Consider the following 19969-nt stretch of genomic DNA (forward strand, 5'->3'; position numbering starts at 1 on the left):
CGAACGCCCCGGCCATGATCTGGCTGGTCCGCCTCCTCGCCGCGTTGCTGCTGCTCGTCGGCATCGCCGTGGCCCTCGGCGGCGCCTGGCTGGCATGGCTGGGCGGATCGCCTTATTATCTGCCGGGCGGCGTCGCCGTGGCGTTCAGCGGCTATTGGCTGTGCCGCGGCGACCGCCGGGCCGGCTGGCTCTACGCACTGTTCCTGACGGTGACGATCCTGTGGGCCTTATGGGAAGTCGGCTTCGACGGCTGGCAGCTCACCGCCCGTATCGTCGGACCTGCGCTGTTCGGCCTTCCTTTCCTGTTGCCGTTCGTCCGCCGCCGGATTGGCCGTGGCGCGTTGGCCGCGGGGCTGGCGGGCCTTGCCGGATGCCTGCTGATCCTGGGTTGCGCGCTCCGGTCGCCAATGGAGATCGCGGCGGAGGGAGGCCGGACGACAACGCCGATCGCCCTATCCGGCGATCCCGGCCAATGGCCGTCCTGGGGCCGCGACGATGCCGGCACACGCTTTTCGCCGCTGACGCAAATTACCCCGGCCAATGTCGAGAAGCTCCAGCTCGCCTGGACTTTCGACACCGGCCACGACCCGATGAGCGCCCCTGTCCCCAGCCCGCTGCAATCCACGCCACTGATGGTGGACGACAAGCTGCTGCTCTGCACCCAGACCAATATCGTCTTCGCGCTCGACCCGGAAACCGGCAAGCCGCTCTGGCGCTTCGACCCGAAGGTCGATGCCAAAGGCGGTTCGGCGGTGCGCACCTGCCGCGGCGTCGCCTATCATGACGGCAGCGATGCTGCTCCTGCTACCTGCCGCCGCCGCGTCATCACCGCCACCTATGGGGCGCAGCTCATCGCGCTCGACAGCGCCACAGGACGACCCTGCCCCGGTTTCGGCCAGGGCGGCTTCGTCGATCTGAACGAAGGCATGGGCCGCACCGCGCCCGGCCTCTACTATATCAGCTCCGCGCCGGTGATTGTCGGCGACATAATCGTGTTGGGCGGCTGGGTCGCGGACAATGTCAGCACGGACGAGCCATCGGGTGTGGTGCGCGGTTACGATGTCGCCACCGGCGCGCTGCGCTGGGCCTGGGATATGGGCAATCCCAATAATGCGCACGGTCCGCCGGCTGGCCAGGCCTATACCCGCTCAACACCCAATAGCTGGGCGCCGATGAGCGTCGACGCGAAATTGGGCCTTGTCTTCGTTCCAACCGGCAATGCGACCCCGGATCATTTCGGCGCCTATCGTTCCGCGCAAAGTGAAAAATATAGCAGCTCCGTCGTCGCGCTGGATGCTGGAACCGGCGCGGTGCGGTGGTCCTTCCAGACCACGCATCACGACCTGTGGGACTATGACGTCGCGTCACAGCCGACCCTGATCGACCTCCCGGTGCCCGGCGGGACGGTCCCTGCGCTGGTACAGCCGACCAAGCGCGGCGAATTGTTCCTGCTCGACCGCCGCACCGGCAAGCCACTGGCCGACGTCCGCGAACGGCCCGCGCCGCAGGCGGGCAAAGTGCCGGAAGAACGCCTATCCCCCACCCAGCCCTTCTCCGTCGGCATGCCCTCGCTTGCGGGTGATCGGATCAGCGAGCGCGACATGTGGGGCATCACTCCGATCGACCAGCTCTGGTGTCGCATCCATTTCCGCAAGCTGCGTTATGACGGCCCCAACACGCCGCCGGGCCTGACCGAATCCCTGCTCTATCCCAGCCTGGGCGGCGGCATGAACTGGAGCGGCGTGTCCTATGATCCCGACCGGCGCCTGCTGCTGGTCAACAGCATCTATTACCCCACGCTGATGCAACTGGTCCCGCGCGCCACGGTCGGTGGCGGCGCGAAGGGACCGGGCGCCAGCCACAATGCCACCGATTTCGCCGCGCCCCTGCCGATGGCCGGCACCCCTTATGGCGCCCGACTGCGTGGCTTCACCAGCCCGCTCGGCACGCTATGCCTGGCGCCGCCCTATGGCCGTATGACCGCGATCGACATGACGACGCGCACAATCGCCTGGCAGCGCCCCGTCGGCACCGTGCGCGACAGCGGCCCGCTGGGACTGGAGGTCGGCCTGCCGATCCGCATGGGTATGCCCGGCTTCGGCGGCACGCTCGTCACGCGCAGTGGCCTCACCTTCTTCGGCGGCCTCAAGGAACGCGCCTTCCGCACCTTCGCGACGGATACGGGCAAGGAACTCTGGTCGGTGCGCATGCCCGCCAGCGGCAACGCCAATCCCATGACCTATGTCGGCCCCCGCAGCGGACGGCAGTTCGTGGTCATCGCCGCCACCGGCCACGTCACGTCACAATCCTTCCCGCTCGGCCGTACCTTCCACGCCTATGCGCTGCCACAGGAGGGCAAATGACGCATGACCATCCCGCCGGATCGTTCCGGCACAGCGAATTGCTGCTGGAAACCAGCAGTCAGGACGACCGCTTATGGGTGCCCGCAGCGATGGAGGGCGTGTGGATGCGCCCGCTGATGTTCGACACTGTGTCGGGCGCCTGGGCCAATGTCACACGCATTCGGACGGAAGGAAAAATCAGCCGCCACGCCCATGCCTGCCCGGTCCAGGCCTATGTCCTGTCAGGCCAGTGGCGTTATCGCGAGCGCGAGTGGATCGCGAGCGCCGGCCACTATCTGCTCGAGCCGGCGGGCGACACCCATACGCTGATCGGTCTGCCCGGCGGATCGGAAACCCTGTTCTGGATCGCCGGATCGCTGATCGAACTGGACGATGACGACCGGCCCGTCGGCCAGTCCAACGTCTTCACCCGCATCGAACAGAGCGCCGCCCATTTCGAGAAGGTCGGCCTGGGCCGCGACTATGTCCGCCGTTACATCCGCTAGGGAAGAAAAGATCATGCCCCCCGCCCTGACCGACCCGTTGACGCTGCCCTGCGGCGCCGTGCTCAAGAACCGCATCGTCAAAGGCGCGATGACCGAAGGCATCGGCACGCCGGACAATCGCGCGACCGCCGATCATGCCGCGCTCTACGGTCGCTGGGCGCGGGGCGGCGCGGGGCTGCTACTGACCGGCAATGTGCAGATCGATCGCCGCTTCGTCGAGCGGCCCGGCAATGTCGCGATCGACGACAATGGCGGGCTGGAGCTGCTCGCCGCCTATGCCGCTGCCGGACGGGAGAATGGCACCCATATCTGGATGCAGATCAACCATCCCGGTCGCCAGGCGGGCGCGTCGCCCGAGACCTTCGTCGCGCCGTCGGCCATGCCACTGGTCGGCGGCACGGGCATGTGTCGTGCGCTGAGCGTCGCGGAAATCCACGATATCCAGCGCCGCTTCGTCCATGTCGCGGTCACCGCCCGCGAAACCGGCTTTACCGGCGTGCAGGTCCATGCCGCGCATGGCTATCTCCTGTCCCAATTCCTCAGCCCGCTGACCAACCAGCGCGACGATGATTGGGGCGGCAGCCTGGAAAACCGCGCACGCCTGCTGCTCGACATCATCACCGCCATCCGCACCGCGACCGGCCCGGATTTCCCGGTCTCGGTAAAACTCAACAGCGCCGATTTCCAGAAGGGCGGCCTCACCGAAGAGGAATCGGTCCAGATCGTCCACTGGCTTTGCGCGGCTGGCATCGACCTGCTGGAGATTTCCGGCGGCAGCTATGAATCGCAGGTCATGGTCGGTCGCGAACGGGATGGCACGTTGCGCAAGAAAGCCTCCACCCTGGCGCGCGAAGCCTATTTCCTCGATTTCGCCGCGCGGTTGCGCCCGCATGTCTCCGTGCCGCTCGCCGTCACCGGCGGTTTCAGAAGCCGCGCCGCGATGACGCAGGCGCTGGAGACGGGCGCGCTCGACGCGATCGGCATCGCCCGCCCGCTCTGCCTAGACGCCGGCCTTATCGATGATCTGCTCGACGGCCGGATCGACCGCCTCCCCTCGCCCGACGATCTGCCGGGCACGGAGGCGCAGGCGACCATCGCCTATTATTTCAATCAGATCCGCCATCTGGCGACCGGCGACCCGATCGAGACGGACATCGACTGGCAGGCCCAGCTCGACGCGCACAGCGCCTATGACGCGGCTCTCACTGAACGCTATCTCGCGACCTTCGCGTCATGACGGGCCGCCCTTTGATCGACCTAGAAGGCCGCCACATCGCCATCGTCGGCGCGGCGGGCGAACTGGGTGCGGCCATGGCCGCATTGCTGCTCGACCTGGGCGCACGGGTCGTCGCCATCGACCACGACGCGGCCGCCCTTCAAGCCATGTCCGGCCGATCGAACCTGCACATCATCGTCGCCGACGTCACGGACGAGGCAGCAATGGCCCGAGCCTTCGAGGCGCTGGAGGCTCCGCTCGACGGCCTCGTCAACGGCGCAGGCATAGAGAATGCGGCGACCCCGCTCGATGCGCTCGACACCGCGCTCTTTCGCCGTGTGATGGACGTCAACGTCACCGGCGTTTTCCTGGGCATGAAGCATGGCGTGCCCCATATGCGCACGCCCGGCGGATCGATCGTCAACATCGCCAGCACCGGCGGCATCAAGGGCGCGGCGGGCATGAGCGCCTATGTCGCCAGCAAGCATGCCGTGATCGGCCTTACCCGCTGCGCCGCGATCGACTACGGCCCCATAGGACTGCGCGTCAACGCGCTCTGCCCCGGCCCGCTCGACGGGCGAATGATCGACGCGATCATGGGCAGCAGGCCGGGCGAACCGTCCGACCGGGCGAAGGCCCGCATGGCGGCGATCCCCAGCCGCCGCTTCGGCGCGATGGCGGAGGTCGCGCAGGCAACCGCCTATCTGCTGTCCGACGCTGCCACCTTTGTAAATGGCGCCTGTCACATGGTGGACGGCGGCATATCGGCGATATGATGCGATCGGGAGAGCGCGACATGCACACATTATCCTTGCCCACAGGCGCGACCATCGCGTTCGACGACAGCGGTGGCGGCAACAGCGGCGATGGCGGCACCGCCATCCTGTTCAGCCACGGCTATATGATGAACCGGTCGATGTTCGCGCCCCAGATCGACCATTTCGCCGGCCGCTGGCGCTGTATCGCCTGGGACGCGCGGGCGCATGGGGACACGGTCTGGGAAGGGCCGTTCGACTATTGGGATTCCGCGCGCGACATGCTGGCGATGATGGATGCGCTGGCCCTCGACAAAGTGATCCATGTCGGCATGAGCCAGGGTGGGCTGGTCGGGATGCGCGCCGCCCTGCTCGCGCCGGAGCGTTTCCACGGCCTCGTCCAGCTTTCGACCCAGGCGGGCGAGGCGCCCAAAAGCGACGACGACACATTTCCCCGCCAAATCGCCGACTGGATCGCCAATGGCCCCGACCCGGAAAAACTCGCTTTTTTCGGCGGTTTCATCCTGGGGCCGGGTGTCGATCACGCCCCATGGCACGAAGCCTGGTCGCGCGTGACAAAGACGCAAGTGCGCGACGCCACCGGCGCGCTGGCATCGATCGATCCGCTGTTTCACAGGCTGCGCGACGTCACCATGCCGGTCGCGGTGATCCACGGCCTCGCCGACTTGGCCACCTCGCACGAACTGGGACTGCTAACGGCGCAGGGCGTCCCCGATCCGCGCGTTGTTACGCTCGTGCCGGGCGGCCCCCATGCGGTAAACCTCAGCAATCCGCGGCGGGTGAACCGGGCGATCGAGGACTTCATCCTCGAACTGGCCAGCGAAGATCCAACAATAAGGCAAAAGACATGACTGCAATCGATCTGAAGGACAAGGTCGCCCTGGTCACGGGCGGCGCATCGGGCATCGGCAAGGCCTGCGTCGAGGCGCTGCTCGCCGCGGGCGCCAGGGTGGCGATCGCCGACCTCGATGGCGACGCGGCGCGGGCGCTGGCTGTCACACTCGGCCCGAATGTCGCTGGCACGGCGGCCGATACGACGGACGAGGCATCCTGTTTCGCCATGGTGGACTTCGCCCGACAGCAGTTCGGCGCGCTTCATATCGCCGTCAACAATGCCGGCGTCACCAGCACGCATACGCCGATCAGCGAACTCGCCCTCGCCGAATGGCGGCGCGTCGCGTCGGTCAATATGGACGGCGTGTTCCTGAGCCTGAAGGCCGAAATCCCGGCGATGCGGGATGCCGGCGGTGGCGCGGTGGTGAATATCGGCTCGGTCATGTCCGCCGTCGCGGCGGCCGGCGCGTCCGCCTACACCACCTGCAAGCACGCCATCGTCGGCCTGACCAAGGCCGCCGCGCTGGAAGGTGCGCCGATGGGCATCCGCGTCAACGCGGTCGGTCCGGGCTATGTGGAAACGCCGCTGCTGCAACAGGCGACGCGCGACCGGATGGCGGAGATCGCGGCCCTGCACGCCCTCGGCCGCATCGCCCAGCCGGAGGAGATCGCCGCCGCCGTCTGTTTCCTCGTCTCGCCGCTCGCCAGCTTCATGACCGGCACCTATTATCCCATCGATGGCGGCTATCTGGCGCGCTGACACGCCAGCGGCCGATCCTACAGGCGCACGCCTTCGGGCAGGTCGAGCGCGATGATCGGTATCTCGCGCCGGCAACGCTGCTGATATTCGATCTGGGCGGGCTGTTCGCGCGAGATATGGTCCCAATAGGCCGCCCGCGCCTCGCCCGTGATGACGCGGGCGACAGCGGACGAGCCGTTTGCGCCGACCTGGATGCGGCAAGCATTATTCGCCATCAGGTTGAGATACCAGCTCGGCGGCTCCTCGGTCCCGCCGCGCGACGCGACGATCAATATGTCGCCGTTGAACCGGTAATATTGCAGCGCCGTATTGCGCCAGACGCCGCTCTTGTGACCCAGATGATGAAGCAGCAGGCAGGCAACCGGCCCTCCCGGCGTGCCGATCACCACGGGATCCCAATAATGGGCGGCCACGGGATCGGACAGATAGAGCTGCCGGTGCTTCTCCAGCTCATCCTTCACCAGATTGGGCAAGTCCTTGAATTCGTCCTTGGCCAGATCCTTCGCGCGGATCGCGTCCATCTTTTCCGAAGTCATCTCATGCTCCTTGATGAAGAGGCGGTTCGGCGCCCGATAGGAAGGATCGGACCCGGATTTGCGAATTAATCAGCGCTGGCCTTCACCCTCTCCGCAGGCTGAGGTTAAGGCCGGCGGACTTCAACTCCACCACCGGCATGGTGGCGACCTGCATCAGCTTGCGCATCTGTTCCAGTTCGGGCGACGACAGCAGCGGATAGTCGCGGCGCACCGGCCCGGTCGCACGCATCTTGTCGATGTCCGCCTGCGGCACGGTGGCGCGCAGGATCAGTTCGTCCTCGTCGTCCGTGCCATATTGCTTCTTCAGCTCGGCCAGGTCCGGATCGGGCGGCGGATTGTCCAGCACTTCCTTCGCCCGCGCGCTGCCCATGATGCGGTCCAGCACATTGGCGTCGATCGGCGCGACCGTCTCGCCATAGAAGCCGGCGGCATATTGCACGACCTCGTCGGGCACGGTGCCATAACGCTCGCCGGTGACGATGTTCAGCACCGCCTGGATGCCGACCAACTGGCTGAACGGCGTCGCCATGCCGGGATAGCCCAGATCCTTGCGCACCGCCGCGACCTCGGCCAGCACGTCGCCGATCCGGTCGGTCATATTGTGCATGGCCAGTTGCGCCTTGAACGTGCCCATCATCCCGCCGGGAATCTGGTGCTCGATCGAGAAAATGTCATATTCGGCATATTGGTCGACCAGGAAGCCCGCCGCCTTGCCAACGGCGCGGAAATGATCGGCCACGGGCTGGAACAGGCTCGTATCCAGATTATGGGTATGCCCCTTCAATTCGATATTGCGCACCATCGTCTCGGTCGCGGGCACAGACGGGCCGTTCGCCATCGGCTTGCTGGCGGTGTGGAGGACGGACACGCCCAGGTCCACCGCATCCAGATAGGCCTTGGCGGTCTGGCCCAGCAGATTGTTGGCGTGGAATTCGATCGGCTTGCCATTGGCTGCCGCGACGATGCCAGGCATCAGGGTCTGGAGCCGCTCCTTCTCCAGCACGCCGGCCGTGTCGTACAGCAGGATGCTGTCCACGTCGGGACTCGCGGCCAGCACGCGCACCTTTTCCGCATAATAGGCGTCGGTATGGACGGGCGAGAGCGCAAACATGACGGCGGCCGCCACCCAGGCGTCGCTTTCCTTGGCAACCTTGGCCAGGCGCAGCATATTGTCGAAGCCGAACAACACGTCATAGATCCAGAAGGACCGCACGCCATGCGCGCACAGGCGCCGGACCCACAGGTCCATCAGCGCGCGCGGGCTGACGCTGAAAGTGACATTGGCGTTGGAGCGCAGCCCGGCCCGCAACGGCGTGTTGGGCATGGAAGCGACCAGCAGGTCCAGACCCTCCCAATAATTTTCCTGGCAATAGCGGGTCAGCACGTCGAGCATGCCGCCGCCGGTCAGGTCGATGGTCTTGAAGCCCGTCCTGTCGATCAGCGGCGACACCGGCAGCGCCATGCCCGCGCGCATCCGCAGGCCCCACAGGCTCTGCTGCCCGTCGCGCATCGTTTCGTCGAGAAATTCGATATGAGCCATTTACTTATACTCTCCCGCGGCCGTCCGGCGCGTCTTTCAGAATGTTGGGGTGCAGACCTAGTCGCACGCGATGTAGAAGAGCGGCTGTCCGCCCTCGACCAGATCGGCGTCGGCCACGGCGACGTGCTGGAGCGTTCCGGCTATCCCCGCCTTGACCGACGTAAAGAGCTTCATCACCTCGATCAGGCAGAGTTCGGTATGCGCCTCTACCCGCTGCCCGACCTCCACGAAGGGCGGGGAGCCGGGCTTGGGCGACCGGTAGAAGGTGCCCAGATTGGGCGCCTTCACCGCGGTCCAGGCGGGATCGATCGGCCCGGCACTGGCGCCCGCTCCGACGGGTTCCGGTGCGGCTGGCGCGGGCGCAACAGGCGGCACCGCAACCGGCATCGCCGCCTGTTGCGCCCCGTCCAGCGACAGCGTCGCCTTGTCCTTCGACAACAGCAGGCTGATTGCGCCGCTTTCGACCCGCAACTCGGTCCAGCCGCCGGCCTTGAACAGGTCGGTCAGTATTTCGATGTCACGCAGCAATTGTTCGCTCATCCGGTCCATACCATGTGATGAAGGGCCTGATCGTCAGGCCGCCTGGGCTTTGTCGCCGACCGCCTGCGCAGCCAGCGTTTCCACCATGATCCGCTCATAATGCCAGACATGATTGCCAAAGCCATGCTCCAGCACCTTTGCCCGGCGTAAAAACCGGTGCAGTCCCAATTCCCAGGTAAAGCCCATGCCGCCATGGATCTGCACCGTTTCGTTGCAGACATCGCGTGCGACTTCGCCGCAATAGGCTTTGGCCATCGACGCCGCGCGGCTGCGGTCGGGGTCGTTTTCCGCCGCGGTCCAGAAAGCGTAATAGGCAGCCGACCGCCCCGCCTCGACAGCCACGGCCATGTCGGCGCAGCGATGCTTGATCGACTGGAATGCCCCGATCGGCTGGCCGAACTGGACCCGCGTCTTGGCATAGTCCACCGATGCGTCCAGCATCCTTGCGGCCATGCCCATCGCCATGCCGGCATAGACGATCGCCGCGGCATCCATCAGGCGGGGAACAACGTCGCCCGATCCCGCATGGCCGACCAGCGCCCCGTCCATCAGTGCGGCGCCGTCCAGCGTCACTTCGCACAGCCCGCTCGACGGATCGATATCGGCATGGCGGCGGATCGACACCCCGCGCGCATCGCGCGCGACCAGGAGAAGGCCAATGCGGCCATCGATGCGCGCCAGCACCAGCAGCAGGTCGGCGACATCCGCATCGGGCACCAATATCTTCGATCCGGTCACGCCATTGCCGCCCATCACGGTTTGCACCGCATCGGGGTCATAGCCCTGACCATTCTCCAGCATAGCCAGCGCGATGCGCAACTCGCCCGTGGCGATGCGCGGCAGCAGCGACGCCTGCTGCGCCGCGGTGCCTGCGCGCACGATGATGTCAGTCGCGATCAGGGTGGACGCGGCGATCGGCGGCGCAAGACCCGCGCCCAGCGCCTCGATTGCCAGTGCGACGTCGACCAGCGTCAGCCCCACCCCGCCATGCGCCTCCGGCACCAGCAGGGCGAACAGGCCAAGGTCCGCCAGCGCCTGCCAGACCGCCGGATCGCGTGCTTCGGCCGGGTCGGGGCCGGTCAGTGCCGGGAAGTCGGCCAGCAAGGCGGCGACCGTTTCCCCCAGGCTCTTCTGTTCTTCGTTGAAGCCGAAATTCATGGGCCGTCCCCCTAACGCGGCAGGCCGAGCATACGCTCGCCGATGATGTTACGCTGGATTTCCGACGACCCGGAATAGATGGTGAAGGCCTTGGACTGGAGGTAGCTCAGCTGGAACCGCCCGCCGCCCGCGCTCAAAGGATCGGGCGCGGCGATCGGCGCCGTCGGCCCCAATATGTCCATCGCCGCCTCGTACATATTCTGCGCCGCATGACTCCAGTAGAGCTTGATGATCGATGCGTCCGGCCCCCGGTCGTCGCCGTTCAGATATTTGCTGAAGGTCCGCACCGCATTCAGGCGCATGATCTCGACCTCCGTGACGGAACGCGCCAGCTTCTGCCGCACGATCGGATCGTCGATCAGCATGGCGTCGCCCCGCGGCGTCGCGGCGACCGTGCCGACCAGCTTTTCCAGTTCCTGGCTGAAGCGGATCTGGCGACCGAGCGCATCTTCCGGCCCCCGCTCATAGGCCAGCGTCGTCATCGCGATCCGCCAGCCGTCGTTGATGTCGCCGACGATATTGTCCACCGGCACCTCGACATCGTCGAAGAAGGTCTCGTTGAATTCGCACTCGCCCGATATCTGCCGCAGCGGGCGGATCGAGATGCCGGGGCTCTTCATGTCGATCAACAGGAAGCTGAGGCCCTTATGCTTGGGCGCGTCGGGGTCCGTCCGCACCAGCGCGAAGCACCATTGCGAATATTGCGCGAAGCTGGTCCAGATTTTCTGTCCGTTGACGATGAACTTGTCGCCCCGCCGCTCGGCCCGCGTGCGCACCGACGCCAGGTCGGACCCGGCATTGGGCTCCGAAAAGCCCTGGCACCACACATCCTCCGACGACAGGATGCGGGGCAGGAAATATTTCTTCTGCGCCTCCGTCCCGTGCCGCAGGATCGTCGACCCGGCCAGGTTATGGCCGATGATGTTCAGCCCCTCGGGCGCCCCCACCCGCGCCATCTCCTCGGCAAAAATCGCCCGCTCGACCAGCGTGGCGCCGCGCCCGCCATATTCGACCGGCCAGTTGATCCCGCTCCAGCCACCCGAATGCAGCTTGCGCTCCCAGGCCAGACGGAACATCGCCCGCTCGTCCTCGTCTTCCGGTTCGAACACCGTCTCGCCCCAGCCCGGCGGCAGGGCGTCCGCCAGCCAGGCGCGCAGGTCTGCGCGAAACCTTTCTTCCTGCGGGCTGTAGCTGAAGTCCATGATTTCAGTCCCTTGCTGCGGCCGCAGCGAAATCGGGCGCGCGCTTTTCGCGGAATGCCTGCACGCCCTCTTCATATTCCGGGGTCAGATAGGCAACCGTCTGCGCATAGCTTTCATATTCCAGCATCTGGTCGAGCGTGGAATTGCTGGCCTTGTTGAGCAGCGTCTTGGTCATGCCGATCGCGGTTGGCGATCCTGCGGTGATCTTGGCCGCAATGGCGCGGGCGCGCTCCAGCAGTTCGTCATGCGGCACCACATGATTGACGATGCCCAGGTCTGCCGCTTCCTGCGCCGACACCTTGCGGGCGGTATAGCAAAGCTCCTTGGCCTTGTTGATGCCGATCACCCTGCCGAGCAGGTAGAGGCCGCCCAGGTCCGGGACCAGCCCAACGCGCGCGAAGGCCTGGATGAAGCTCGCATTCTCGCTCGCCACGATGAAGTCGCAGGCGAGCGCGATGTTGAACCCCGCCCCGGCCGCTGCGCCATTGACCGCCGCGATCACCGGCTTTTCGATGCGGAACAACGGCTCCAATATATCCTTCAAGATCCAGCGATGCCGCGCGCGGCGTTGCAGCGGCGTCATGTCGTCCTTGCGCGCCTTGAGGTCCGCGCCGGCGCAGAAACCGCGCCCCGCGCCGGTCAGGATGATGCAGCCAACGTCCCGGTCGGCCGCGACCTTGCCCAGCAAATCCTGCAATTCCTGATAGAGTTCGTCGGTCGTCGCGTTCATCGCGTCGGGCCGGTTCAGCGTGATCGTCGCGATCCGGTCGCTGACATCGTAGAGCAGATTATTATAGGCCATGGGGCATCCTCATGCGGAAGCGGCCGGCTCGGGCGGTTCATGCGCCAGGTCGCCGTCGGTGGAATTGGGGATCGCGAACCATTCGTCGGGAATGTTGCGCGGAATGCGGAAGTCGTGGGCGGGGATGACGATGTCGCTATTATCCTGCACCCGGCGCATAGCGCGCTGCCAGTCGCGCTCGCTCTCGCTGCGGATGTTGCCGGTCAGGTAGGCGCCGGTCAGCGACCGCTGCGGATGATTGGTCGCGCGCGCATCGGCCGGGAACCAGTAGCGATAATGATCGCCCAGGTCCGACACGATCGCCGCCTTGCCCTTTTCGGTGTCGACGATGACGACCTGCATCCCCTCGGTATGGCTGGGGACGGACAGCAGGCGGATGCCGGGAAACAGCTGGTGGTCGCCGTCCAGCAGCATCAGCTGCGCCGGCCGCTTGCGCGCCATCAGATTGTCAAGCGTGGAGCGCCAGTAGAAGACCCGCTGCGAAGGCACCGGATCGACCGCCGCCAGCATCTCGGCCCGCTGCACGACGATGCAGGCGTCGGGAAAAAGGTCCAGATTGTCGGCATGATCGAAATGCATGTGGGTCAGCACGACATGGCTGATATCGGACGGCGTCAGCCCTTCTCCGGCCAGTGCGGCGACCAGCGCCGGATGCCCGCCGCCCGTGCCGCCTACCCGCAGCCGCTTGTGGATGGTCGGGATGTCAGCCATCCCGCTGTCCACCAGGATCGTGCGCCCTTCCCCCCGGACCAGCCAGCAATGCACCGGATCGCGCATCACCGATCCGCCATGCGGCAGATACAGCTCGCCCAGCCGGAGGGAGGTGATGCGATAATGGCTCACCCCTCGATGACCTCGAAGCGTTCGATGTCGGACACGCGTCCCTTGCGCTCGCCCTGGGTCCAGACCGCGCGGACGCGGGTGCCCGGCTTGATCTTCTCCTTGGCCTCTTCAAGGCTGTCGATCTCGATCACGTGGATCATGCGGGTCGACGCACCGTCCAGCACGATCTCCGCATAGACATAGGGCACCTTGCGGGTCTGGCCGTAGACTTCCATGTTGATGATGGAACAGCCCCGGATCGTCCCGGTGTCCTCACACGCCTTCCAGGTGCCGGTGCGGCTGTGCGCGACATCATCGATCTCGCGCGGGGGCAGAAGCGCAACGTCGCTGCCGGGCGAGCGCACGCCCATGAAGCGACCATTCTCCCGGATCTCGTCGAACATGCGGCCATAATAGGGGCCATAGGCATGTTCATAATCGAGCTTCATCGCATAGGGGATGACGCCCAGCGGCTCTTCCGTCCCGGCCAGCGCCTTGACCGCGCCGACCGGCGCGTCGGGCGCGATCCGGAAGCCCTTGATGGCCAGAACGGACTGTTCGACGCTGTCGTCCCATTCCGCCTCGACCCGCTGGCCGATCGCAATATCATTCAGCTCGGCCAGGATGCGGTGCGGAAAATCATTGTCGCAGCCGTCGAGGCGGATGAAGCCGATTACCTGCCCGTCGACACGGGTGAAGGCGGTCAGCACACCGGTGTGCGGCGCCTCGACAAAGGCTTCGGGCTCCTCGCCGCCGGTGGAGGAAAAATCCTGCGCGGGCGCGATCACCTGACCCGACGCGAAGCGCGAGGCGATGATCCGGCGGTTCTTCACCTCCGCCAGGAACGTCCCCGCCGCCCGGCCGGGAGTCAGCGTATAGGGCAGGTTGATCTCGCTGTGGAAGGTCGGCAGGTCGATCGGATAGCTGTCCGGTGCGGAAAACATCGTGTCTCTCCTTATGCGCTCAGAACGGCGCAACCGCGCAGATTGGCCCAACCGCCACCTGACTGCACGAGGGCGGTCTTGGCGTCCTTGATCTGGTGGCTTTCATTCTTGCCCATGACCTGCGTCGCCGCCTCGATCAGGCGGATCACGCCGACCGCGCCGATGGGGTTCGCGCCCATGCAGCCGCCCGACGGATTCACGGGTATGTCGCCGTCCAGTTGCGTCGCGCCGGACGCCATCAGCTCGGCCGCCTGTCCGGGCGGGCAAAGCCCCAGGCTCTCATAATAGTTGAGTTCGAAGCAGCTATAGGGCTCCTGCACCTCGACCACGTCGAACTGGCGGCGCGGGTTGGTGATGCCGGCGGCGCGATAGACCTGGCGGCTGGCGATCGCCAGCGGTTCGGACAGCATCAGCGACCGTTCGGGCGCATTGTCCGCTTCGCAGCAATAGGCCATCCCCCGAATCCAGGCGGGACGGCTGGTCGAATGATGCGCCATCTTCTCCGACGACAGCACGATCGCGGCGGCCCCATCGGAAATGGGCGGCACGTCGAGCAGTTTGATCGGCCAGCAGAGCGGCTTGGAATTGAGGACGTCGTCGACCGACACTTCCTTCTTCACATGCGCATAGGGGTTGGCGATCGCATTCTTGCGGTTCTTCGCCGCGACCATCGCCGCCGCTTCCTCGGTATGGCCCAGCACGTCCATGCGCGCGCGCCAGTAGGCGGCGGAAAAGCCCATGATGCCGACCGCGAACTCCCGGCCCCAAAAGGGATCGTAGAGGGTGGAGATCGAATATTGCAGCTGCCCTTCGGACAGCTTGTCATAGGCGACGACCAACGTGCGTTCGGAAAAGCCACCCGCAACCTGATAATAGCCAGCCAGCGCCCCGGCGAAGCCCGCGCCGCCGCCGCTGGTCAGGCGGACCACCGACTTGCCCTGCGCGCCGATCGCATCGACCACCCATTTTTCCGGCTGGTTCACCGCAGCGAACAGCACCGGGCCGGTGGCGACGACGACGGTGTCGATATCCTCCATGCTCAGCTTGGCGTCCGCTAGCGCGCGGTCCACCGCTTCGCGCACCAGTCCCGCCTGGCTGACGTCGGTCCGGCGGCGTGCATGATGGGTCTGCCCGACCCCTACTATTCCTACATGACGGCCCATGATCAAACCTCGAGAGTGAAGACGCAGTTGTTCTGCATACCGACGCCGCCGGCGCCGTGGACGATGGCGCGGCGCGGAGTGCCGCCGCTGGACGTTTCAGGCTGGCTCAGTTGCCGGCTGGCTTCCGCCAATCGGACGAGGCCGGTCGCCATGATCGGATCCGCCGGCAAGGCGCCGCCCGACCGGTTGATCGCGACATTGCCGTCGCGCGCGGCCGACAGGCCCTTGCCCGCTTCCGCCAGTCCCAGCGCCTCGATCGCCAGCAATTCGCCGATCACCGACGATCCGCTGATTTCGGCAATGTCCGCATCCGCCGACGCCCAGCCGGCATTGCGGTAAGCCATGGCGGCGGCCGTGGCGGCGGACGACAGTCGGCCGGCCTCGCGCGCGGCGACGCTATGCGTATCCATCGATGTGCCCATGCCGGTGATGAAGGCCGGATTGCGGCTGACCCGCCGGGCAATGTCTTCCCGTGCGATCAGCACGGCGACGGCGCCGTCGACCGGCCGGGCGAACATCAGTTCGGTGAGCGGAGCCGCCCCCTCCTTCGCAGCCAATATGGCGTCGGCGTCGGGCAGGTCATCGATCGACACCTTGCCGGACGCCGCAGCGGCCGCCCAGCGGTCTGCGACCAGATCGGCCAGATTGCGGCTCGAAAGGCCGCTGTCGGCCAGATAACGCTGCGCCATGATGCCGTTCGCGGCACGCTGGTCGAAGCCGACCGGACGCTGGTAGAAAGGCTCCACCTGCGCATTCCAGTACAGATCGACATTGGATTCCGACGGCTTGGAGTAAGCGACGATCAGGCCGACCGAGGACGAGCCGGAGCGGATCTTGTTCACGCCGTAAAGCGCCGCCCACAGCCCGTCTTCCTCGACCCGCGCCTCTTCCTTGTGATGCGCGCCGAGCGCACCGAGGAAACCACAGTTGGAAATGGACCGGCCGTCGAGCACGTCGCTGCCGGAATCGATGATGAAATCCACATCATCGATCGTCAGGCCTGAACCCTTGAATACCGACGTGACCACCGAAGAGATCAGATCGATATGCTGGGCATTGTTCCAGGCAGGTCGAAATTCTGTCTGGGCGGTCGCAACGACCCCCACCTTGCTTAGTGCCATCAGTGCATTCCTCATCCCAGCACCATTCCCATGCTTGAAGCGGTGAACGGCGTTGTAGCCTTGGTTATGCCGCCATCAACGCCCTAGTCAAGATAATTCGACGATTAGTCGGATTTTGACGATGGGAAGGAGAATGCCCTATTCCGGGCGAAATTGTAGATTATTAGGATGGAATAAGGAGATTGCTTTTTGCTTTTATCCGAAACATTATCGGGCAAAGCAAGAATGGAGAGGCAGGATATGGGTTTGGACGTGACGGGCCGCTATCGCTATCCGACGCCAAATCCGGCGTGGCTGGCTCGCGCCCGCGAAGCGGCGATTGATCCCGACCTGCCGATCATAGACCCGCATCATCACCTGTGGGTGGAATCGGGCGTCCCTTATCTGCTCGATGAGCTGCTGGCCGATCTGGGCGAAGGCCACCGGATCGACGCGACCGTCTTCGTCCAGGCCCATTATGCCTATCGCACCAAGGGGGAGGCCGATCTCGCGCCTGTTGGCGAAACGGAAGCGGTCGCCGCCATCGCCGCGGAAGCCTCGCGGCGCGGCGCGTCAACCATGATCGCCGCGGGCATCGTCGCCCATGCCAACTTGATGCTGGGCGACGCGGTGGAAGAGGTGCTGGCCGCCCATGCTGACGCCGCCGACGGCCGGCTGCGCAGTATCCGCCACTCCGTTTCCCGCGACGAACTGTTTCCCAACGGCATCGTGCTGCGCCCTTCCCCCGCAGGGATGCTAGCCGACCCGGCCTACCGCGCCGGGCTCGCGCGGGTGCAGGCGGCGGGCATCGCCTATGACGCGATGCTCTATCATCGGCAGATCCCCGAACTGACGGCGCTTGCGCGAGCCATGCCCGACCTGCCCATCATCCTCGACCATATTGGCTGCATCATCGGCGTCGGCCCCTATGAAGGGCGCGCAGAGGAGAATTTCCAGCACTGGTCGCAGGACATGGCCGACCTTGCCCGCTGTCCCAATGTTCGCGTCAAGATCGGCGGCTTCGGCATGATCATCTGCGGCGCGCGCTGGCACGAACGCGACGCGCCGCCATCCTCGATCGAACTGGCCGACGCATGGCGGCCCACTGTCGAACGCTGCATCGACTTGTTCGGCGCGGATCGCTGCATGTTCGAAAGCAATTTCCCGGTCGACAAGGCGATGTATTCCTACGCCACGCTCTGGAACGCCTTCAAGCGGCTGGCCGCCGGCGCCAGCGACACGGAAAAACACGCCCTGTTCGCCGGCACGGCGACCGCCAGCTACGGACTGTCCCTGCCCGCTCTGGCCGAGGCGAGCCATGGCTAATCGCGCCGCCCGCCTCTTTCACCTCGCCGCCGAATCGCCCGACCGGACGGCGCTGCTCTTCGAAGGCGCGACGCACAGCTTCGCCAGGCTGGCACAGGGCGTGCAGGCGATGGCCGGCGGCCTTGCCGCGCTGGGTATCGGCCATGGCGACCATGTTGGGCTGCTGCTGCGCGCCTCGCCCGACTTCATTCTGGTCCAGCAGGCATTGTTCGCACTCGGCGCGGTGGTGACGCCGATCAACATCCTCTATCGCGCGGGCGAAATCCGTCATGCCGTCGCCTGCTGCGCGCTCGATCATATCGTCACTGCCCGCGACCTCGCCGATGCGCTGGCCGCGGACATGGGTTGCCCGCTGATCTTGCTGGACGCGCCAGCGGATGGCGCGAACAGCCGGTCGTTGCCGTTCGCGATCGACCACGCCACGCCCCTTTCCGCACCCGTCCCGCTGCAGCCGGAGGACATGGCCATGCTCCTCCTCACCAGCGCCACCACCGGCAAGGCCAAGGGCGTCATGCTGTCCGCCGGCAATCTCGCCGCCAATTACGACAGTACGCCTCGCTGGCTGGGGCTGGACGACGACAGCGTCATCCTGTGCGCTTTGCCGCTCTACAACACGTTCGGCCTCAACCAGTGTATCAACGCGATGCTGGTGACCGGCTGCACGCTGGTCCTCCACGCCCGGTTTGATGCGGGTGCCTGCATCGGCGCCATCGCCGCGCACCGCTGCACCTTCCTGCCCGCCGTGCCGACGATGCTGCAGAAAATCCTCGATCATCCTTCCGCCAACCGTGATTCGCTCGGTTCGCTCCGCACGATCATGACCGGCGGCGCGCCAGTGCCCTCCGCCCTCCTCCAGCGGCTGCTCGCCGTGGCCCCGGACGTCCGGCTGCTCACCGGATACGGCCTCACCGAAGCGACGGCACTCGTCACCCTGACGCAGGTCCGGCTCGGCGATCATGGCGGGATGGAGCGGGAACGCACCATCGGCCGCGTGCTGGACGGCATGGACCTCGCCATCGTCGACGATACTGGCGCGCCTTGCCCGGTCGGCGCCAGCGGAGAAATCGTCGTGCGCGGACCGAACATCATGGCGGGCTATTATCTCGCGCCGCTCGACAGTGCGATGGCGCTGCGCGACGGCTGGCTGCGGACCGGCGACATCGGCCATCTCGACGCGGACGGCTATGCCTATATCGTCGATCGCAAGAAGGACGTCATCATCCGCGGCGGCCAGAATATCTACCCCGCCGACATAGAGGAAATTCTCTACCAGATACCCGGCGTGGCGGAAGCCGCGGTGATCGCCCGCGAAGACACGATGCTGGGCGAAGTTCCGGTCGCCTTCGTCGCGCTCCAGCCCGGCCGTCGACCTACCCCCGATCAGATACTTGCGCATTGCCGCACGCATCTGGCCGCTTACAAGGTGCCCGCCGCGATCACCCTGTTGGACGAGCTGCCCAAGGGGCCGACCGGCAAGATCCTGCGTCGCGCGTTGCGCGCCCAGCCGGTCGCCGACTGACCCATGATCGCGCCGAATTCCACCTTCGTCGACATTTGCGGATCGCGCCGCCATGTCCTGACATGGGGCGATCCGGCTAATCCCGCCGCGCTCATGGTCCACGGCCTGCTCGACCACGCCCATAATTGGGACTGGATCGCCAGCGCCCTTGCCGATCGCTATCATGTCGTGGCCATCGACCTGCGCGGCCATGGCGACAGCGACTGGACCGGGCGCGGCTCCTACGCCCTGTCCAACCATGTCATCGACATTGCCGATTGCGTCCATGCGCTCGGCCTGTCCGACATCCATCTCGTCGGCCATTCCATGGGCGGCCACATCGCCCTGCGTTTCGCTGCCACCTTCCCCGAACGGGTGCGATCGCTCTGCAGCATCGAGGGAGTCGAGCTGCCGATCATCCGCGATCAGGCGAAAGCGTCCAAACCCTATCCCACCCGCCTGCGCCAATGGATCGACGGGCAGCGTCGCGACCGGCAGCGCACGCCCCGTATCTATGCCGACGTTGCGGAGGCGGCGGCGCGGATGGCCGCGCATAATCCCGGGATGGACGCAGAAACCATCGCCCACCTCGCTTATCATGGCGTCACCCGGACCGCCGACGGCGGCTGGCGCTGGAAATATGACGACGCCTGTCGCGATCGTGCCCCCTACGATGCCCATGGCGTCGATCTGGACGAGATATTGGCGGCTATCGCCTGCCCCACCTTGCTTGCCTATGGCGGGGAAAGCTGGATTCCCGAACCCGCAGCCGACCGGCTCGACCGCATCGCCGACCATCGCCTGGTCCGCTTCCCCGGCGCCAGCCACTGGCTGCACCATCAGTCTCGCGCCGCCTTTCTGGCCGCGCTCACCGATTTCCTCGAAACCATCCGCTGAAAAGAGA

The 19969-nt window shown here is 65.8% G+C and carries 19 protein-coding genes; 9 read left to right on the forward strand and 10 right to left on the reverse strand.

The features are described 5' to 3' along the window. Positions 1–14 precede the first annotated feature (14 nt). From ABT375_RS05000 to ABT375_RS05025, 6 genes are read left to right on the forward strand one after another with little or no spacing between them, the layout of a single operon-like run. Positions 15–2363 (forward strand): membrane-bound PQQ-dependent dehydrogenase, glucose/quinate/shikimate family, encoded by a 2349-nt coding sequence (locus tag ABT375_RS05000; RefSeq protein ID WP_416464306.1) that lies wholly within the window; start codon positions 15–17, stop codon positions 2361–2363. Beyond that, positions 2360–2848 (forward strand): 2,4'-dihydroxyacetophenone dioxygenase family protein, encoded by a 489-nt coding sequence (locus ABT375_RS05005; protein ID WP_416464307.1) that lies wholly within the window; start codon positions 2360–2362, stop codon positions 2846–2848. Before ABT375_RS05000 ends, ABT375_RS05005 begins: the two co-directional genes overlap by 4 nt. A gap of 13 nt (positions 2849–2861) precedes the next feature. After that, the gene (locus ABT375_RS05010; protein WP_416464308.1) at positions 2862–4085 is read left to right on the forward strand and encodes an NADH:flavin oxidoreductase/NADH oxidase family protein; all 1224 of its coding nucleotides are present in this window, start codon (positions 2862–2864) and stop codon (positions 4083–4085) included. 11 nt (positions 4086–4096) lie between these two features. Beyond that, positions 4097–4840, forward strand: a complete 744-nt coding sequence (locus ABT375_RS05015; RefSeq protein WP_416464309.1) for an SDR family NAD(P)-dependent oxidoreductase — start codon at positions 4097–4099, stop codon at positions 4838–4840. 20 nt (positions 4841–4860) lie between these two features. After that, entirely contained in the window at positions 4861–5691 is an 831-nt protein-coding gene (locus ABT375_RS05020) for an alpha/beta fold hydrolase (protein WP_416464310.1), read from the forward strand. Continuing rightward, positions 5688–6434, forward strand: a complete 747-nt coding sequence (locus tag ABT375_RS05025; protein WP_416464311.1) for an SDR family NAD(P)-dependent oxidoreductase — start codon at positions 5688–5690, stop codon at positions 6432–6434. The genes ABT375_RS05020 and ABT375_RS05025 overlap by 4 nt, the downstream gene beginning before the upstream one ends. A gap of 17 nt (positions 6435–6451) precedes the next feature. Here the strand turns inward: ABT375_RS05025 and ABT375_RS05030 are convergent, their stop codons facing one another. The 10 genes from ABT375_RS05030 to ABT375_RS05075 all read right to left on the reverse strand — a co-directional run bounded on the left by ABT375_RS05030 (position 6452) and on the right by ABT375_RS05075 (position 16262). Next, the gene (locus tag ABT375_RS05030) at positions 6452–6970 is read right to left on the reverse strand and encodes a nitroreductase family deazaflavin-dependent oxidoreductase (protein ID WP_416464312.1); all 519 of its coding nucleotides are present in this window, start codon (positions 6968–6970) and stop codon (positions 6452–6454) included. Positions 6971–7052: 82 nt separating this feature from the next. Then, positions 7053–8510 (reverse strand): pyruvate carboxylase, encoded by a 1458-nt coding sequence (locus tag ABT375_RS05035; RefSeq protein WP_416464313.1) that lies wholly within the window; start codon positions 8508–8510, stop codon positions 7053–7055. 57 nt (positions 8511–8567) lie between these two features. Next, positions 8568–9050, reverse strand: coding sequence for an acetyl-CoA carboxylase biotin carboxyl carrier protein (locus tag ABT375_RS05040; RefSeq protein ID WP_224545911.1), 483 nt, complete (start codon positions 9048–9050; stop codon positions 8568–8570). 33 nt (positions 9051–9083) lie between these two features. Beyond that, on the reverse strand, positions 9084–10208 hold the full coding sequence (locus ABT375_RS05045; RefSeq protein ID WP_224545909.1) for an acyl-CoA dehydrogenase family protein: 1125 nt from the start codon (positions 10206–10208) through the stop codon (positions 9084–9086). Positions 10209–10219: 11 nt separating this feature from the next. Then, positions 10220–11410 carry an acyl-CoA dehydrogenase gene (locus ABT375_RS05050; RefSeq protein ID WP_416464314.1) on the reverse strand — a complete coding sequence of 397 codons (1191 nt, stop codon included), beginning with the start codon at positions 11408–11410 and terminating at the stop codon, positions 10220–10222. Positions 11411–11414: 4 nt separating this feature from the next. Beyond that, on the reverse strand, positions 11415–12212 hold the full coding sequence (locus tag ABT375_RS05055; protein ID WP_416464315.1) for an enoyl-CoA hydratase/isomerase family protein: 798 nt from the start codon (positions 12210–12212) through the stop codon (positions 11415–11417). A gap of 9 nt (positions 12213–12221) precedes the next feature. Then, positions 12222–13055: an N-acyl homoserine lactonase family protein gene (locus ABT375_RS05060; RefSeq protein ID WP_416464316.1), complete on the reverse strand. Its 834-nt coding sequence runs from the start codon at positions 13053–13055 to the stop codon at positions 12222–12224. Then, complete coding sequence (locus tag ABT375_RS05065; RefSeq protein WP_416464317.1) at positions 13052–13978, reverse strand: OB-fold domain-containing protein; 927 nt, start codon at positions 13976–13978, stop codon at positions 13052–13054. Before ABT375_RS05065 ends, ABT375_RS05060 begins: the two co-directional genes overlap by 4 nt. An 11-nt stretch (positions 13979–13989) precedes the next feature. Further along, entirely contained in the window at positions 13990–15141 is a 1152-nt protein-coding gene (locus tag ABT375_RS05070; RefSeq protein WP_416464318.1) for a thiolase C-terminal domain-containing protein, read from the reverse strand. A gap of 2 nt (positions 15142–15143) precedes the next feature. Continuing rightward, on the reverse strand, positions 15144–16262 hold the full coding sequence (locus ABT375_RS05075; protein WP_416464319.1) for a thiolase C-terminal domain-containing protein: 1119 nt from the start codon (positions 16260–16262) through the stop codon (positions 15144–15146). Between the two features lie 240 nt (positions 16263–16502). Here ABT375_RS05075 and ABT375_RS05080 point away from each other — a divergent pair, with 240 nt between their 5' ends. From ABT375_RS05080 to ABT375_RS05090, 3 genes are read left to right on the forward strand one after another with little or no spacing between them, the layout of a single operon-like run. After that, positions 16503–17567 carry an amidohydrolase family protein gene (locus ABT375_RS05080; protein ID WP_416464320.1) on the forward strand — a complete coding sequence of 355 codons (1065 nt, stop codon included), beginning with the start codon at positions 16503–16505 and terminating at the stop codon, positions 17565–17567. Further along, entirely contained in the window at positions 17560–19086 is a 1527-nt protein-coding gene (locus ABT375_RS05085; RefSeq protein ID WP_416464321.1) for a class I adenylate-forming enzyme family protein, read from the forward strand. Before ABT375_RS05080 ends, ABT375_RS05085 begins: the two co-directional genes overlap by 8 nt. A gap of 3 nt (positions 19087–19089) precedes the next feature. Then, positions 19090–19962, forward strand: a complete 873-nt coding sequence (locus ABT375_RS05090; protein ID WP_224545893.1) for an alpha/beta fold hydrolase — start codon at positions 19090–19092, stop codon at positions 19960–19962. The last annotated feature ends 7 nt before the right edge of the window (positions 19963–19969 follow it).

The sequence above is a fragment of the Sphingomonas sp. VDB2 genome (assembly GCF_047946695.1).
Taxonomy (GTDB): Bacteria; Pseudomonadota; Alphaproteobacteria; order Sphingomonadales; family Sphingomonadaceae; genus Sphingobium; species Sphingobium bisphenolicum.

What these genes read in the sequence shown, in the direction of transcription:
- ABT375_RS05000 (WP_416464306.1), top strand. Translation starts at nt 15, where the DNA reads ATGATCTGGCTGGTCCGCCTCCTCGCCGCGTTGCTGCTGCTCGTCGGC.
- ABT375_RS05005 (WP_416464307.1), top strand. Translation starts at nt 2,360, where the DNA reads ATGACGCATGACCATCCCGCCGGATCGTTCCGGCACAGCGAATTGCTG.
- ABT375_RS05010 (WP_416464308.1), top strand. Translation starts at nt 2,862, where the DNA reads ATGCCCCCCGCCCTGACCGACCCGTTGACGCTGCCCTGCGGCGCCGTG.
- ABT375_RS05020 (WP_416464310.1), top strand. Translation starts at nt 4,861, where the DNA reads ATGCACACATTATCCTTGCCCACAGGCGCGACCATCGCGTTCGACGAC.
- ABT375_RS05025 (WP_416464311.1), top strand. Translation starts at nt 5,688, where the DNA reads ATGACTGCAATCGATCTGAAGGACAAGGTCGCCCTGGTCACGGGCGGC.
- ABT375_RS05030 (WP_416464312.1), bottom strand. Translation starts at nt 6,970, where the DNA reads ATGACTTCGGAAAAGATGGACGCGATCCGCGCGAAGGATCTGGCCAAG.
- ABT375_RS05035 (WP_416464313.1), bottom strand. Translation starts at nt 8,510, where the DNA reads ATGGCTCATATCGAATTTCTCGACGAAACGATGCGCGACGGGCAGCAG.
- ABT375_RS05040 (WP_224545911.1), bottom strand. Translation starts at nt 9,050, where the DNA reads ATGAGCGAACAATTGCTGCGTGACATCGAAATACTGACCGACCTGTTC.
- ABT375_RS05045 (WP_224545909.1), bottom strand. Translation starts at nt 10,208, where the DNA reads ATGAATTTCGGCTTCAACGAAGAACAGAAGAGCCTGGGGGAAACGGTC.
- ABT375_RS05050 (WP_416464314.1), bottom strand. Translation starts at nt 11,410, where the DNA reads ATGGACTTCAGCTACAGCCCGCAGGAAGAAAGGTTTCGCGCAGACCTG.
- ABT375_RS05055 (WP_416464315.1), bottom strand. Translation starts at nt 12,212, where the DNA reads ATGGCCTATAATAATCTGCTCTACGATGTCAGCGACCGGATCGCGACG.
- ABT375_RS05065 (WP_416464317.1), bottom strand. Translation starts at nt 13,978, where the DNA reads ATGTTTTCCGCACCGGACAGCTATCCGATCGACCTGCCGACCTTCCAC.
- ABT375_RS05070 (WP_416464318.1), bottom strand. Translation starts at nt 15,141, where the DNA reads ATGGGCCGTCATGTAGGAATAGTAGGGGTCGGGCAGACCCATCATGCA.
- ABT375_RS05075 (WP_416464319.1), bottom strand. Translation starts at nt 16,262, where the DNA reads ATGGCACTAAGCAAGGTGGGGGTCGTTGCGACCGCCCAGACAGAATTT.
- ABT375_RS05080 (WP_416464320.1), top strand. Translation starts at nt 16,503, where the DNA reads ATGGGTTTGGACGTGACGGGCCGCTATCGCTATCCGACGCCAAATCCG.
- ABT375_RS05085 (WP_416464321.1), top strand. Translation starts at nt 17,560, where the DNA reads ATGGCTAATCGCGCCGCCCGCCTCTTTCACCTCGCCGCCGAATCGCCC.
- ABT375_RS05090 (WP_224545893.1), top strand. Translation starts at nt 19,090, where the DNA reads ATGATCGCGCCGAATTCCACCTTCGTCGACATTTGCGGATCGCGCCGC.